10 protein-coding genes, 4 other RNA genes and 2 pseudogenes are annotated in these 13,051 nt (G+C 65.3%); 11 read left to right on the plus strand and 5 right to left on the minus strand.

Annotation, left to right across the window (positions count from 1 at the left end):
* Positions 1-14 precede the first annotated feature (14 nt).
* The 4 genes from ACZZ0O_RS08075 (at position 15) to ACZZ0O_RS08090 (ending at position 3,263) form a co-directional block, all read left to right on the plus strand.
* Positions 15-200, plus strand: coding sequence for a DUF2934 domain-containing protein (locus ACZZ0O_RS08075; RefSeq protein WP_055853319.1), 186 nt, complete (start codon positions 15-17; stop codon positions 198-200).
* 113 nt (positions 201-313) lie between these two features.
* Positions 314-2,476 (plus strand): glycogen debranching protein GlgX, encoded by a 2,163-nt coding sequence (gene glgX / locus ACZZ0O_RS08080; RefSeq protein WP_055853318.1) that lies wholly within the window; start codon positions 314-316, stop codon positions 2,474-2,476.
* Between the two features lie 16 nt (positions 2,477-2,492).
* The gene (locus tag ACZZ0O_RS08085) at positions 2,493-3,125 is read left to right on the plus strand and encodes an NAD-dependent epimerase/dehydratase family protein (RefSeq protein WP_463590489.1); all 633 of its coding nucleotides are present in this window, start codon (positions 2,493-2,495) and stop codon (positions 3,123-3,125) included.
* A gap of 61 nt (positions 3,126-3,186) precedes the next feature.
* Positions 3,187-3,263: non-coding RNA, sX9 sRNA (locus ACZZ0O_RS08090), on the plus strand.
* Positions 3,264-3,466: 203 nt separating this feature from the next.
* Here ACZZ0O_RS08090 and ACZZ0O_RS08095 read toward each other — a convergent pair.
* On the minus strand, positions 3,467-4,225 hold the full coding sequence (locus ACZZ0O_RS08095; RefSeq protein WP_463590490.1) for an SDR family NAD(P)-dependent oxidoreductase: 759 nt from the start codon (positions 4,223-4,225) through the stop codon (positions 3,467-3,469).
* A gap of 239 nt (positions 4,226-4,464) precedes the next feature.
* On the opposite strand from ACZZ0O_RS08095, the gene ACZZ0O_RS08100 reads away from it, so the two are divergent.
* Positions 4,465-4,540, plus strand: a non-coding RNA gene (locus ACZZ0O_RS08100) — sX9 sRNA.
* Positions 4,541-4,629: 89 nt separating this feature from the next.
* Here ACZZ0O_RS08100 and ACZZ0O_RS08105 read toward each other — a convergent pair.
* Entirely contained in the window at positions 4,630-4,767 is a 138-nt protein-coding gene (locus ACZZ0O_RS08105; RefSeq protein ID WP_463602879.1) for a hypothetical protein, read from the minus strand.
* 329 nt (positions 4,768-5,096) lie between these two features.
* Here ACZZ0O_RS08105 and ACZZ0O_RS08110 point away from each other — a divergent pair, with 329 nt between their 5' ends.
* The 6 genes and pseudogenes from ACZZ0O_RS08110 (at position 5,097) to ACZZ0O_RS08135 (ending at position 9,408) form a co-directional block, all read left to right on the plus strand.
* Entirely contained in the window at positions 5,097-6,506 is a 1,410-nt protein-coding gene (locus ACZZ0O_RS08110) for an FAD/NAD(P)-binding protein (RefSeq protein WP_463590492.1), read from the plus strand.
* Positions 6,507-7,153: 647 nt separating this feature from the next.
* Positions 7,154-7,585, plus strand: a complete 432-nt coding sequence (locus ACZZ0O_RS08115) for a VirK family protein (RefSeq protein ID WP_055853312.1) — start codon at positions 7,154-7,156, stop codon at positions 7,583-7,585.
* 221 nt (positions 7,586-7,806) lie between these two features.
* Positions 7,807-8,241, plus strand: a pseudogene (locus ACZZ0O_RS08120) (VirK family protein); the annotation flags it as partial.
* A 64-nt stretch (positions 8,242-8,305) separates the two neighbouring features.
* Positions 8,306-8,381: non-coding RNA, sX9 sRNA (locus tag ACZZ0O_RS08125), on the plus strand.
* A gap of 342 nt (positions 8,382-8,723) precedes the next feature.
* The gene (locus ACZZ0O_RS08130) at positions 8,724-9,056 is read left to right on the plus strand and encodes a DUF6172 family protein (protein WP_115512771.1); all 333 of its coding nucleotides are present in this window, start codon (positions 8,724-8,726) and stop codon (positions 9,054-9,056) included.
* Positions 9,057-9,332: 276 nt separating this feature from the next.
* A non-coding RNA gene (locus ACZZ0O_RS08135) (sX9 sRNA) lies at positions 9,333-9,408 on the plus strand.
* A 67-nt stretch (positions 9,409-9,475) separates the two neighbouring features.
* On the opposite strand, the pseudogene ACZZ0O_RS08140 reads toward ACZZ0O_RS08135, so the two are convergent.
* The 3 genes and pseudogenes from ACZZ0O_RS08140 to ACZZ0O_RS08150 all read right to left on the minus strand — a co-directional run bounded on the left by ACZZ0O_RS08140 (position 9,476) and on the right by ACZZ0O_RS08150 (position 13,051).
* Positions 9,476-10,766: pseudogene (locus tag ACZZ0O_RS08140) on the minus strand (DEAD/DEAH box helicase).
* A gap of 369 nt (positions 10,767-11,135) precedes the next feature.
* Positions 11,136-12,671: a dihydrolipoamide acetyltransferase family protein gene (locus ACZZ0O_RS08145; RefSeq protein WP_463590493.1), complete on the minus strand. Its 1,536-nt coding sequence runs from the start codon at positions 12,669-12,671 to the stop codon at positions 11,136-11,138.
* Positions 12,668-13,051, minus strand: coding sequence for an SH3 domain-containing protein (locus ACZZ0O_RS08150; protein ID WP_115512768.1), 384 nt, complete (start codon positions 13,049-13,051; stop codon positions 12,668-12,670). The genes ACZZ0O_RS08145 and ACZZ0O_RS08150 overlap by 4 nt, the downstream gene beginning before the upstream one ends.

Raw genomic sequence — 13,051 nt, forward strand, 5'->3', positions numbered from 1 at the left:
GGGAAATGTACGCAATGAATGACACGGAACGGCAAGCGCGGCTTCGCCAGTTGGCACAGGAGATCTGGGAGGCCGAAGGTCGCCCGGACGGGCATGCGCACCGCCACTGGGCCATGGCCGAGCGGCTGGTGGATGCCGAAGAACGCGCGGCCGAGCAGTCCGCCGAGCACGCGGCCACGCCGATCACTGCGCGCCAGTAACGCGGTGTCTGCCACCTTGCGTGGGTTGTGCCGCGCGCTCCTGCAAGCGTGCACAGCCCGCCGCAGCCGCACACCGCGCATTGTCTTGAGTTCACCGTTTTAAGGAGTTACCGATGGCCACTCGCAAGTTCACTCAGCGCTCGCGCATCCGCGAAGGCCGTCCCAACCCCCTCGGCGCCACCTGGGACGGTTTGGGCGTCAATTTTGCGCTGTATTCGCGCAATGCCACGCGCGTGGAGTTGTGCCTGTTCGACGAGCGTGGCCGCGAGCAGGAGCGCATCGCGCTGCCCGAATACACCGATGAGGTCTGGCACGGCTATTTGCCCGACGCCCGCCCCGGTCAGCTGTATGGCTACCGCGTGCATGGGCCCTACGCCCCCGAGGCCGGGCATCGCTTCAACCACAACAAATTGCTGCTGGACCCGTATGCCAAGCAGATTGTCGGCGAACTCAAATGGGCGCCGCATCTGTTCGGTTACACCATTGGTCACCGCGACAAGGACCTGAGTTTCGATCGCCGCGACAGTGCGGCATTCATGCCTAAATCCGCGGTGATCGACCCGGCCTTCACCTGGGGCCAGGACCGCCCGCCGCAGACGCCCTGGAACCGCACGGTGATCTACGAAGCGCACGTGCGCGGGTTGAGCATGCTGCACCCGGCGGTACCGCCGGAAGAACGCGGCACGTTCTCGGCGCTGAAGACCGACGAACTGATCGACCACATCAGCTCACTCGGCGTCACTGCGGTGGAACTGCTGCCCGTGCACGCGTTCGTCGACGACCAATACCTGCTGGAAAAAGGCCTGCGCAATTACTGGGGCTACAACACGCTCGGGTTCTTTGCGCCGCAGGGCCGCTACATGTCCACGCGCACCGTGGCCGAGTTCAAGCAGATGGTGGCGCGGCTGCACCACGCCGGCCTGGAAGTGCTGCTGGACGTGGTCTACAACCACACCGCCGAAGGCAACGAGCTGGGGCCGACGCTGTCGTTCAAGGGCATCGACAACGCAAGTTACTACCGTCTGGCCGACGATCGCCGCTTCTATATCAACGACACCGGCACCGGCAACACCTTTGACCTGACCAACGTCGGCGCGCTGCGCATGGTGATGGATTCGCTGCGGTATTGGGTGCAGGAAATGCACGTGGACGGCTTCCGCTTCGATCTGGCCAGCATCCTGGGCCGCGAGCGCTATGGTTTCGATCCGTCGGGCAGCTTTCTGGATGCGGTGCGGCAGGACCCGGTGTTGAGCCAGACCAAGTTGATCGCCGAGCCGTGGGATATCGGCCCCGGTGGCTACCAGGTCGGCAATTTCCCGCCGGGTTGGGTGGAGTGGAACGACAAGTTCCGCGACAACGTGCGCGCGTTCTGGCGCGGCGATGGCGGGCAGTTGGCCGAGCTGGCCACGCGTCTGACCGGCTCTGCCGATCTGTTCGATCATAGCGGCCGCCGGCCGACCGCATCGGTCAATTTCGTCACCGCGCACGACGGGTTCACCCTGCGCGATCTGGTCAGTTATGAGGGCAAGCACAACCTCGCCAACGGCGAAGACGGCAGGGATGGCAGCGACCACAATATCTCCGCCAATTACGGCGTTGAAGGCGAGACCAACGACGCTGCGATCAAGCAGCTGCGCCGTCAACAGATGCGCAATCTGCTCGCCACCTTGCTGCTGTCGCAAGGCACGCCGATGCTGTTGGCCGGCGATGAATTCGGCCATAGCCAGAACGGCAACAACAACGCGTATTGCCAGGACAACGAGCTGAGCTGGATCGACTGGACGGCCGCCACCAAGGCTGCCGCTGCCGATCAGGCCGCGTTCGTGCGCCGCTTGATCCGCATCCGTCAGCGTTACCCGTTGCTGCATCGCGCACGCTTCTTCGACGGCAAGTTCGACGAAGCGCTGGGCTTGCGGGATCTCACCTGGCTGGCGCCCAATGGCACCGAGATGGACGAAGCCGGTTGGCACGATCCCGAAGCGCGTGCGCTGATGTTGCGCCTGGATGGCCGCTCGCCGACTACCGGCCTGCGCGAGATCGCCGCCAACGTCACCTTGCTGATGCTGATCAACGCCGCCTCCACCACTGTGTCGTTCACGCTGCCGGCCATGCACGACGAACACTGGCGCGTGCTGGTCGACACCGCACGTCACGGTGGCCGTGTGGTGGCCGGCGGCAGCGAGTGGAAGGCGCCCGCGCATTCGCTCACCTTGCTGGCAGTGGAGCGCGACCGCGTGATCAGCAGTGCGCGCATCGTCTCCGAAGGTGGACGTTGATGAGCGGAGTGGCCTGATGGATGTGTTGTTGGCAGGGGCGACCGGGCTGGTCGGGAAACAGGTGTTGCGGCAGCTGCTCGCCGATGCGCGCTGCACCGGCGTGGTGGCGCTGACGCGTCGCCCGCTGACGCAGATCCATCCCAAACTGCGCAACCAGGTGATCGATTTCGAGCGCCTGGACCACTGGACCGCACCGCGTATGGAAGCGGCCATCTGCGCGCTGGGCAGCACCATGAAACAGGCCGGTTCGCGCGAGGCGTTCTATCGCATCGACCACGATTACCCGCTGGCCCTGGCGCGCGCTGCCTGCGCGCAGGGCACCTCGGTGTTCGTGCTGAACTCGGCGGCCGGCGCGGACGCGCAATCGCGCATCTTCTACAACCGCGTCAAGGGCGAACTGGAACGCGATCTGCGCACGATCGGCTTTCCCTCGCTGGCCTTCGTACGCCCTGGGCTGATCGGCGGCGAACGCGAAGAACGCCGCACCGGCGAACACCTCGGCAGCCTGGTGCTTGGTGCACTCGGCCCGGTCCTGCCACGGCGCTTCCGCATCAATCCAGCCGAGCGCATTGCCGCCGCGATGGTCGCCGCCGCGCTATCGCCGGCACGTGGCGAGCATAGTGTCGAGGCGGCGGAACTGGCCGGCTGAGAGCAGCTAACAAAACGACTGTGCTCACTGCCAGGCGGGCGCGGACGGTGCTCGGTACGGCATGCACCACTCGTACACTCCGGTTCTGAGTGCGCCGTCCACACCCACCTGACGACTGCTCGCTACGTTGTGTGAGCCACGCTAAATACTGCCACCGCCATGCAGTGATGCATGCACGTACCGCTGCATGGAGACAGCTTGATGAGAACGCAGGGCGCAACAGCTGCCTGCGTAGGAGCGTGCCTGCGCGCGACGTCGTGTACCGAGATGGCCTCATCGCGTAACAGCACATTCCTGCCAAACTTTACGCACTGGCATCCCTCCATCAACGCACGCGCTGATCACACCCCCAACGACTGCCCGCCATCCACCGCCAGCACCTGCCCGGTGATCCAGCGCGCCTGCGGCGATGCGAGGAACAGCGCGGCATCGGCGATGTGCTGCACCTGTCCGAAGCCGCCAAACGGAATGCTGTCGCGGATGCGTGCGTAGAGTTCCGGTTCGTCGCGACTGCGCTTGTCCCAGAGTCCATCCGGGAACTCGATGGAGCCCGGTGCGATCGCATTGACACGGATGCGGTCGCGCGCAAGTTCGGCTGCCAGTGTGGTGGTGTAGTAATTGAGCGCGGCCTTGGCGGTGGAATAGGCCATCGCACGCGGTGTGGGGCGCTGGGCGTTGATCGAGCTGATGTTGAGGATCACCGCTGCATCGCTGGTGCGCAGATGCGGCAGCGCGGCGCGGTTGCAGCGCACTGCCGCCATCAGGTCGACGTCCAGCCCCGCCTGCCAACTGGCGTCGTCGTTGCCATGACCGTAGCCGGAGGCATTATTGATCACCACGTCCAGGCCGCCCAGCGCCTGCGCCGCGGCCTGCACATATGCCTCGATCTGCGCTGCATCGGCAAGATCGCAGGGCAGGGTGTGTACCGGCCTTCCGTGTGCTGCCAGCGTCTGCGCCGCCTGGGTCAGGCCGTCTGCACTGCGCGCGCAGATCGATACGTGAGCGCCGCTGCGCACAAACGCCTCGGCGATTGCCAGGCCGATGCCGCGGCTACCACCGGCGATCAGCACGCGTTGCGCACGGTGTGCAGAAAGAGGCATGGCGTTACTCATTGCGGAAAACCCGCATTATCGAACGGCTTGGTGCCGACGTGGCCGCTGCGTGCGCTGACCGTTGTGCTGTCCAGGCGTAAGGCGTCATCGCATAAAGCGCTGCAACAGTCTGCACAGCGCTGCCCACGTCGATTGAAGTCGTTCGACAACACCTGGTGTTGCGCTTAGAGCAGCTAACAGAAGGATTGGATGCCCGCCAGGCTGGCGCGGCCTGTGCTCGGTGCGGCATGGGCCACTCGTCCACTCCGATTCTTGTGCGCCGTCCGCACTCACCTGACGATTGCTCGCTACGTTTTGTCAGCCGCTCTTCGTTCGGATACAGGCGCCCTGACATAAAACACGGTCGCCGGCGCGACATCAGCGTCGGCGCAGAGTCGCCACCATCTCCACGATCACACCAGCACCCAGTACCAGCTCCCAGCGCCAGCTCCCAACATCCAGCACCCAGCACCCAGCACCCACACCCACACCCACACCCACACCCACACCCACACCCACACCAACACCAACACCAACACCAACACCAACACCAAGCCTCAAACCTCAAACCTCAAACCTCAAACCTCAAACCTCCAAGCAACTGACCTCGACAAGGTACTTCGCCAGCCCCGTAGGCGATCCGGCGTGCATTGCGCAGGGCAAGCAAAACCCATCACGCGCACCCCGCATCGGCAGCACCAATTGCAGTGGCGGCCGCTGTCATCTCATTGCCATCTGCAATACCCGCAGCCTGCGGCGTAAGCCTCATCACGGCTGGCGATCAGCTCATGCCTTTCGGGTTGCTCGCCACTAACCATTTGTTTACACAACCACGCGGCGCTGCGGGCACAACGTGCGAGTCATTCAGTGGGAGTTGCACATGGAAACCCATATCACCGTCATCGGTGCCGGCTTTTGCGGCACCGCGCTGGTCCGTGCGCTGGCGCAGACGGCCGATGCGCAGGTGCGTATCACCCTGGTCGGCGTGGCCGAAACGTTCGGTAGCGGCATCGCGTATGGCGCGGCGCGACCGGAGCATCTGCTCAACGTGCGTGCCAAGGATCTGGGCATCGATGCGCAGGCGCCCGGCGCCTTCGCCGATACCTTGCATCTGGGCGAGAGCGGACGGCTGGAGTTCCTGCCGCGGTTGGCTTACGGCGATTACTTGCGTAGCGAGCTGGATGCGGCGGTGAGTGGTGCGCAGGCATCGGTGATGCGGCTGTCGCAGGAGGCGGTGGCGGTAGAGCGCGCACGTAGCGGTTTCCGCGTGTTTCTTGCCAACGGCGATGCCTTCCATAGCGACCGTGTGGTGCTGGCGGTCGGTGCGCTGCAGCCGCAGGCGCTGGCCGGCATCGGCCCGCGGTTGAGCGTGCATGCGCGCTACATCGGCTGGCCGTGGCAGGGCGATGCATTGTCGCGGCTGGCGCCCGACGATGACGTGCTGATCGTCGGCACCGGGCTGACCATGGTGGATGTGGCGTTGACCCTGCACGCGCGCGGACACCGCGGCCGCATGCTGGCGATTTCGCGGCGCGGATTGGCCCCGCAGGCACATCTGCGTCAGCCCGGTGCGCCGCTGGACCTGCCGCCGCATCTGCAACGCGCGCTCAAGGATGCCGATCTGCGCGGCCTGCTGCGCGGCGTACGTCAGCTCAGCGCGGTGGTGGACGATTGGCGTCGTGTGGTGGACGCATTGCGCCCGCATCTGCAGCCGCTGTGGCAGCGGCTCACGCTGGCGCAGCGTGCGCGTTTCCTGCGCCATCTGCGCCCCTACTGGGAAGTGGCGCGGCATCGCGTCGCGCCGGGTGCGGCGGAGCACTTGCAGCAGTTGCAGGCGTCCGGCCAGTTGCAGATCGTCGCCGCGCGGCTGCTGCGTGCGCGCTGGGTGCCCGATGGCGTGGAAGCGGTGATTCGTCCGCGTGCCGCTGCCGATGCGCAGACGCATCGCTTCGATGCGGTGATCCGCGCTACTGGCCTGGATACCGATATCGACCGCACCAGCGACCCACTGATTGCCGGCATGCGCGAAGCCGGCTTGTTGCGCGCCGATCCGCTGGGCCTGGGTGTGGACACCGATGCGCAACTGCGCGTGCGCGACGGCGCCGGACAGATCGTGCAGGGGCTGTATTGCGTGGGGCCGCTGCTACGCGGCCGGTACTGGGAAATCACCGCAGTGCCGGAACTGCGCGTGGCAACACGTGCGTTGGCAGAGCGCTTGCTGCTGGGCGCGACGCCGGCGTTACAGCCGGAGCGTGAGCCGGCATCGCGCGAGGTCAACGCGCGTTTGTAGATGGGGATATCTGATGAGCTGTTTGCATTAGGGAAGCTCTGAATAACTCTTTCATAGGTTTCCGATCGATGCCTTGGACAGACTAAATCACGCGCAAGTGTTTGATTTTAAGCGCCGACGATTGTCGTGATTAGGCTAGATTGCAACTCTCTCTCGCTGGGCCATGAGTTATTCAGAGATTCCTTGGGCGCTTGATGTGTTCTTCTCGGAATCGCGGTGGTGTGCGGAGAGAATGTGCGTGCGGCGTTTGGTTTGAGTGGAGGCGTGGCTTTGCTTCGTACCCTCGTCCCAAGCCTTCTCGCGGCGGGAAACTGACTCTGTCTTGATCTCAGGCTGGCTTCGTTGGAACTGCCAGAATCTGGTGTTTGCATAGTGGGTGAGTTGTTGCGTGGCGCGCGCAGCTGCGCTGTTGGATCGTGATGTGACGCTCGTTCTATCGCGGTTCTACCGACGCGTTTCAACCGATGTCTGCGCGTGCAGGCATCGTTAAAAACTGTGCACATGCGCACGTGCTGCGCCAAACAGCGCAAACATGCAGCGCGATGCGTAGCGCAGGATGCTCCCGCGAACAGGAGTGGGTCATGTTGTGCATCCTGGGCTCGCTACAGCCCAGGGCGCTGCATTCCCTTGTCTGCCTGGAGTTCGCCATGCCCCGTCTTGCTCCCATTGCTCTCGCCGCTGTGCTGTGTGCGTCCGCGCTACCCGCCGTCGCCAGCGAAACGCTCAATACGCGTGCCGATGTCATCGCTGCGTTGGATGCCGGTTACGACGTCAGCCTGTCCAGCGATCTCAGTCGTTGTACCCCCGAAGAGGGCACCCCGGTCAGCCGCACCCGCGGTGGCCGCCATATCGATGCCTATCGCATCACCGAAGATGGCACCGCAGCGTTTTCGGGTTCGCATTTCACCGTGGCCAACGATGGCAAGCCGATCCAGCAGTTCATGCGCTATCAGTTACGTCCGGATGGCAGTGTTCGCTTCACCACCTACATGTACGACCTGCCGGCGCTGCAACAGCGTGGGCCGATGCTGGCGTATCTGTGCACGATCAATCAGGGCATCCGTTTCCACGCCGATTGAGAGCCACTGACAAAACGATTGCGCAGCTGCATGACGCGTGCGATGTGTCGCCGGGCCAGCTTGAGCCAGTGCTGCGCCAGCGTCATGCAGCTGCACCTCTGCAACACGGTGTGCCAACCGCGCGGGGTTTGCAGCGCATGCGTTGAACACACCGCCAACCCATCATCCCGCGCGCACATGCCGATGATTGCAACCATGTGCGCTTGGCAAGGAGAACCATCATGTCGACGCGTCGTCTTGCAATTGTTGCCGTTGCCGCTATGTCTGCGACGATCTCACCGGCATTCGCCAAGCAGAGCATCACCTCGTCAGCCAATCTGATCGCCACGCTGGAGTCTGGCCATGACCTTGCAGTGTCGGTCGACCTGTCGCGCTGTACGCCGGAGGCCGGCACTGCGGCCAGCCGCAGCCGCGGCGGGGTGCGTCTCGGTGCCTACCGTCTGACCGACGATGGAACGCTGTCGTTTTCCGATACGCAGTTTATTGCCGCCAGCAGCGATGGCCGGCCGTTTCAGCAATTTCAGCGCTACCAGGTGAGCCCGGACAATCGCGTGCGGCTGACCACGTATATGTACGATTTGCCGAGCCTGCAGCAGCGCGGCCCACTGTTGGCGTATCAGTGCACGCTCGACCAGGGCATCCGTTTCCACGCCGATCAAGAGCAGCCAACAAACCGACGGTGCTCACCGCCAGGCGGGCGTGGCCGGTGCTCGATGCGGCATGGACCACCCATACACTCCGGTTCCTCGGCGCCATCCACATCCAGCTGACGACTGCTCGCTACGTTTTGTTGGTGGCTCTGATCGGTCGCGAAGTTTCTTCAACCACTTCGATACTGTGAGAGATAGGCTGCCCTGGCGAGGGTTGAATACGTTGGATGCGTCATTGCAGAGGGGTTGAACTGCGGCTCGGCCGCAGCGCCCGTGGCCGGCCAACGCCGCGGGACATGCCGTGAGTCCTTCCATGGAGGCGGTGACGCGACATCCATGCCGCATGAGGTCCCGCGACGATGAGCGGGCAGGATTGGTCGAGGGGGGCGCAGCATGGATTGGTCGCGCGGTAGACCCGGACGCCGCCGATTCACCCACAACGCCCGCATGGCCTCACAATAGGCGGCCAGTTCCGGAACGATGTCGCCATGCGCAAGACCTACCAGCTCAACCTCGAAGGCAAGAACCGCGACCGTCTGCTGGAAGCCAGCAAGAACGATATCCGCAAGTACATCCGCCGCGAGCGCCGCAAGGACCTGCCCGAAGGTGCGGACTATTGGGACTTCGACATGCGCTTCGGGGTGGACGAGGCCAGCGCCGCGCCGCTGCCGCCGGCCGAGTTGATCCGCGCGATCAATGCGCTGACCGGCGAAGGCGGCGACCAGTTCTTTGTGGAAATCCTGCGCAAGCCCGCCAAGCGTGTTCCGCGTGCCGATGGCGATGCGCTGGCCGGTGGCGAGCTGGATTTCGAGCAGGACTGAGGTCTTCGCTCTCCTCCCGTGGCGGCGCACCGCTGCGGGACGACCAATCCCTGTCGCGTTGTGACCGGCGCCGGATCGAATGCATTTCGCGTACCGTCTTGCGGATGCCAGTGGCACGGCTCACACGAAGGTTGTAGTGCTCCAGCGAGCGCTTTCAGGTGGCTGATGGACGATTGCCTGGCCTGCTGGTGATGAGTCGCGGCATCTGCCGCTCGCGCTAAGAGCGGCTAACAAAACAGCTGTGCAACCGCCAGGCGGGCGCGGCCGGTGTTAGGAATCGGACTCGTACAACTAAGGTCCTGAGCGCGCCGTCCAGACCCAGCTGACGACTGCTCGCTACGTTTTGTTAGCCACTCTTAGCCATTCGAGTGGCTATGCACATCAGGTGACAACTGGTCGCTGCGGCGTGTCGGCCGCTCTCAGCCCGGCTTGTCGAGCTGCGCCTGTGCCACGGCGCGTAGTTTGTCTTTCTTGCTCGGCCGTTTGCCTTTGATGCCGCCGTTATCGTCCGCTGCGTGCGCGTCTGCGGCTGGGGTATTTTGTGCGGCGGCCTCGGCCGGGGTCGGCTCGAAGCCTTCGATCACGCTGGTCGGTACGCGCAGGCCCTGACGTTTTTCGATCAGTCGCCATTGCTGCGCGTTGTCGGCAGTGATGAAGCTGATCGCCAGCCCGCTGGCGCCGGCGCGCGCAGTGCGGCCGATGCGGTGGGTGTAGTCCACGGTGGAGCGGGGCAAGTCGTAGTTGAGCACTGCCGGCAAGGCGTCGATATCGATGCCGCGCCCGGCCAGATCGGTGGCCACCAGCACCTGTACCTCGTGCTGTTTGAATGCGTGCAAGGTGCGCTCGCGGCGGCCCTGGCTCAATTCGCCATGCAGCGGCTGGGCGTTGATGCCGGTCTTGGTGAGTTTTTCGGCGACCTTGTCGGCGGTGTGGCGGCTGGCCACGAACACCAGCACATGCGACCAGCCGTGCTCGGTCAGCAGGTGCCGCAGCAGTTGCGTGCGTTGGCCGGCATCCACCGCGATGGCGCGCTGTTCGATCGCCGGGGCCTGCTCGGGCGTGGCTTCGATGGTGATGCGCAGCGGGTCGCGCAGCCGGCGTTTGGCTAGCGCGGCGATGGCCGGCGGGTAGGTGGCAGAAAACAGCACGCTCTGCCGTTGCGCCGGCAGCAGCGCCAGGATGCGATCAAGCTCGGCGCCGAAGCCCAGCTCCAGCAGGCGGTCGGCCTCGTCCAGCACCAGCGTGGCCACCTCACTCAGGCGCAGCGCGTTGTGATCGACCAGATCCAGCAACCGGCCGGGCGTGCGCCACTACGATGTCGGCACCGCCGCGCAGCGCCAACAGCTGCGGGTTGATCGAACTGCCGCCGGTGGCGACCACCGTCTTCAAGCGGCGCGGCAGATGCGCAGCCAGCTGACGTAGCGTGTCGTCCAACTGTGCGGCGAGTTCGCGCGTGGGCACCAGTACCAGCGCACCGAGCACGCGCGGCGCTGTGTCCGGGGCCAGGCAGCGCTGCTGCAGCAGCGGCAACGCATAGGCCAGCGTCTTGCCCGAGCCGGTCTGTGCCATCGCAATCAGGTCGCGCCCGGCCAGCATCGGCGGGATCGCCTGCTGCTGGATCGGCGTGGGCGTGCGATGACCGGCCTTGCTCAGCGCGGTGTCGAAGAACGGCTGCAGCTGCGGCGACAGCGAGAGATGGGCAAATGACATGCCGCCGATTATCCAGGATTGGCGATGGCGCGTGCGCGCTGGGCACTGTGGGTCGGATGGGGGTGGATCGGCATCGCGGCCAATCGGCAAGCCAACCCGTGTTGCGCGAAGACGCTGCACGCAGCGCTCTCGGAAGCGCTGTGCACAAAACAAAGGCGTGCCATGCAGCTCACTGCAACGCCGTAAGCCCTCGTCACATTGATGCGGACATCGCCCCAACATGATGGCGTCAGTCCACCTGCAGACCCACAAAAAAGCCGCCCATCTCGAGCGGCTTTGTGTGCCGTGCAGCCATTGCGTGCCCACTGCGGCTTTCGCTTCACCGGCAGCGTTGCAGGCGCAGCGCCGCCGGTGGATGGGCCAGGGCGATTACTGCGCCAGTGCCAGATCGTCCAGCATGGCGCGCAGGAAGCGTGCGGCTTCACCGCCGGTGGCGGCGCGGTGATCGAAGGTTAGCGACAGCGGCATCACCTTGTGGGTTTCTACCCCGCCCATCACCGGGGTGAGCTGGTAGCGCGCGCGCCCGGCAGCGACGATGGCCACGCACGGCGGCACCACCACCGGGGTGGCGTAGCGGCCGGCGAACATGCCGAAGTTGGACAGCGAGATGGTGTAGCCGCTCAATTCGGAGGCGGCGATGCTGCGGGTTTCCACCTGCTGGCGCAGCCGGTTGACGCCTTCGCGGATGCCGTACGCATCCAGCATGTCGGCATTGCGCAGCGCCGGCACGAACAGGCCTTCTTCGGTATCCACCGCAATGCCGATATCGACCTGGTTGTGCAGGGTGCGGCTGAGCGCATCGCCGTCGAACCAGGCGTTGAGCGCGGGCACGGCCTGGCACGCACGCACGATGGCGCGCACCAGCCGCACGGTGACATCGTTGCCGGGCTGCCAGGCGTGCAGGTCGGCGTCGTCGTTGAGCGTGGTCGGCACCACCTTGCTGTGCGCATCGGCCATCACGCGCGCCATGTTGCGCCGCACGCCCTTGAGCTGTTCGGGCTGGCCTTTGGCGACCACGCCTGGCGGCTGGGTGCGCATGGGTTTGCCGCTGGTGGAGAGTGCGGAGCGGTGCTGGCCCTCATCCGCCCTGCGGGCACCTTCTCCCGCAGACAGGAGAAGGGTCGCCGTTGCCGGTCGATCTCCGCCGTGGTCAGCGCTCCCGGTGGCTCTGCCACCTTCAGCGATCGAACCACCAGCGAACGAACCACCTCTCCCGCTGGCGGGAGAGGTCGGCACGCCCTGCGCGCCGGGTGAGGGCTGCGCGGTCCCTGCGGCGGCAGCCTGCTTCACGTCCGCCAGCGTCACCGTGCCGTCCGGGCCGGTGGCGCGGACCTGCGTCAGATCCACGCGCAGCTTGCGCGCGAGCGCGCGCACCACCGGCATGGCGCGGACGCCGCCGACTGCAATGGCCTGTTCGCTTTGCACGGTGTTGGAGCTCTGCATCGCACCGACCACGGTACCGGCGTCATCGCGCTCGCCTGCCGCATCGGAAGCTGCATTTGCGTTGGCATCGGCAATTTCGCCACCGTTGTCGGAGGCCACCACGCGTTCGGTGGGGCCCGCCGCGCTCTGTCCGGTGCTCGGCGTGGCCGCCTGCGCGCTGCCGCCGTGACCATGCCCATGACCGGTGTCCTGGCCATCGGCGCGTTGCGGCTGCGAGGCATCCAGTGCGAACTGCGCCAGCATGGAGCCGGTCACGATCACATCGCCGGCCGCACCGGCCAGCTTGACCACGGTGCCGGAAAACGGCGACGGCACCTCGACCACCGCCTTGGCGGTTTCCATCGACACCAGCGGGTCGTCCAGGCGCACCGTGTCGCCCTCCTTGACGAACCACTCGACGATGGTGGCATCGGGCAGGCCTTCGCCCAGATCGGGCAGATGAAAATTCTTGCTTTCGCTCATGGCAGATTCTCTTGCACCGCAGGCAACTGCGGCGTGGTGTCGTCGAGGAGTTCCAGATCGGCTGCCGGCAGCCAGCCCTGCGCGCCATCGGCACGCTCGGACCACCACCAACCACCGTGTTCGTAGTGCAGCAACACGTCCTCGCCCTGGCGGGCATCGAGTTCGCGTGCGTCGTAATCGCGCAGGGCTTCGGCCCGGCCATCGCCCAGCGGGCGCAGCCACGCCACCGGCGCCCAGCCGGCATGGCCTTCGCCAGTGTTGACCCAGGCAAACGCCGGCCATTCTTCATCGCGTACGCCGATGCCGACCTGCTGGCCGGCACGGAAGCGGATCGGATTGGCGACTCTGGCGCGGTGATCGCAGAGCAGACGGGCGCGCAT

This window comes from Xanthomonas sp. AC360 (assembly GCF_979258225.1).

What these genes read in the sequence shown, in the direction of transcription:
- ACZZ0O_RS08115 (WP_055853312.1), top strand. Translation starts at nt 7,154, where the DNA reads ATGCCCCGTCTTGCTCCCATTGCTCTCGCCGCTGTGCTGTGTGCGTCC.
- ACZZ0O_RS08150 (WP_115512768.1), bottom strand. Translation starts at nt 13,051, where the DNA reads ATGCGCGCCCGTCTGCTCTGCGATCACCGCGCCAGAGTCGCCAATCCG.
- glgX (WP_055853318.1), top strand. Translation starts at nt 314, where the DNA reads ATGGCCACTCGCAAGTTCACTCAGCGCTCGCGCATCCGCGAAGGCCGT.
- ACZZ0O_RS08145 (WP_463590493.1), bottom strand. Translation starts at nt 12,671, where the DNA reads ATGAGCGAAAGCAAGAATTTTCATCTGCCCGATCTGGGCGAAGGCCTG.
- ACZZ0O_RS08075 (WP_055853319.1), top strand. Translation starts at nt 15, where the DNA reads ATGAATGACACGGAACGGCAAGCGCGGCTTCGCCAGTTGGCACAGGAG.
- ACZZ0O_RS08085 (WP_463590489.1), top strand. Translation starts at nt 2,493, where the DNA reads ATGGATGTGTTGTTGGCAGGGGCGACCGGGCTGGTCGGGAAACAGGTG.
- ACZZ0O_RS08095 (WP_463590490.1), bottom strand. Translation starts at nt 4,225, where the DNA reads ATGCCTCTTTCTGCACACCGTGCGCAACGCGTGCTGATCGCCGGTGGT.
- ACZZ0O_RS08110 (WP_463590492.1), top strand. Translation starts at nt 5,097, where the DNA reads ATGGAAACCCATATCACCGTCATCGGTGCCGGCTTTTGCGGCACCGCG.
- ACZZ0O_RS08130 (WP_115512771.1), top strand. Translation starts at nt 8,724, where the DNA reads ATGCGCAAGACCTACCAGCTCAACCTCGAAGGCAAGAACCGCGACCGT.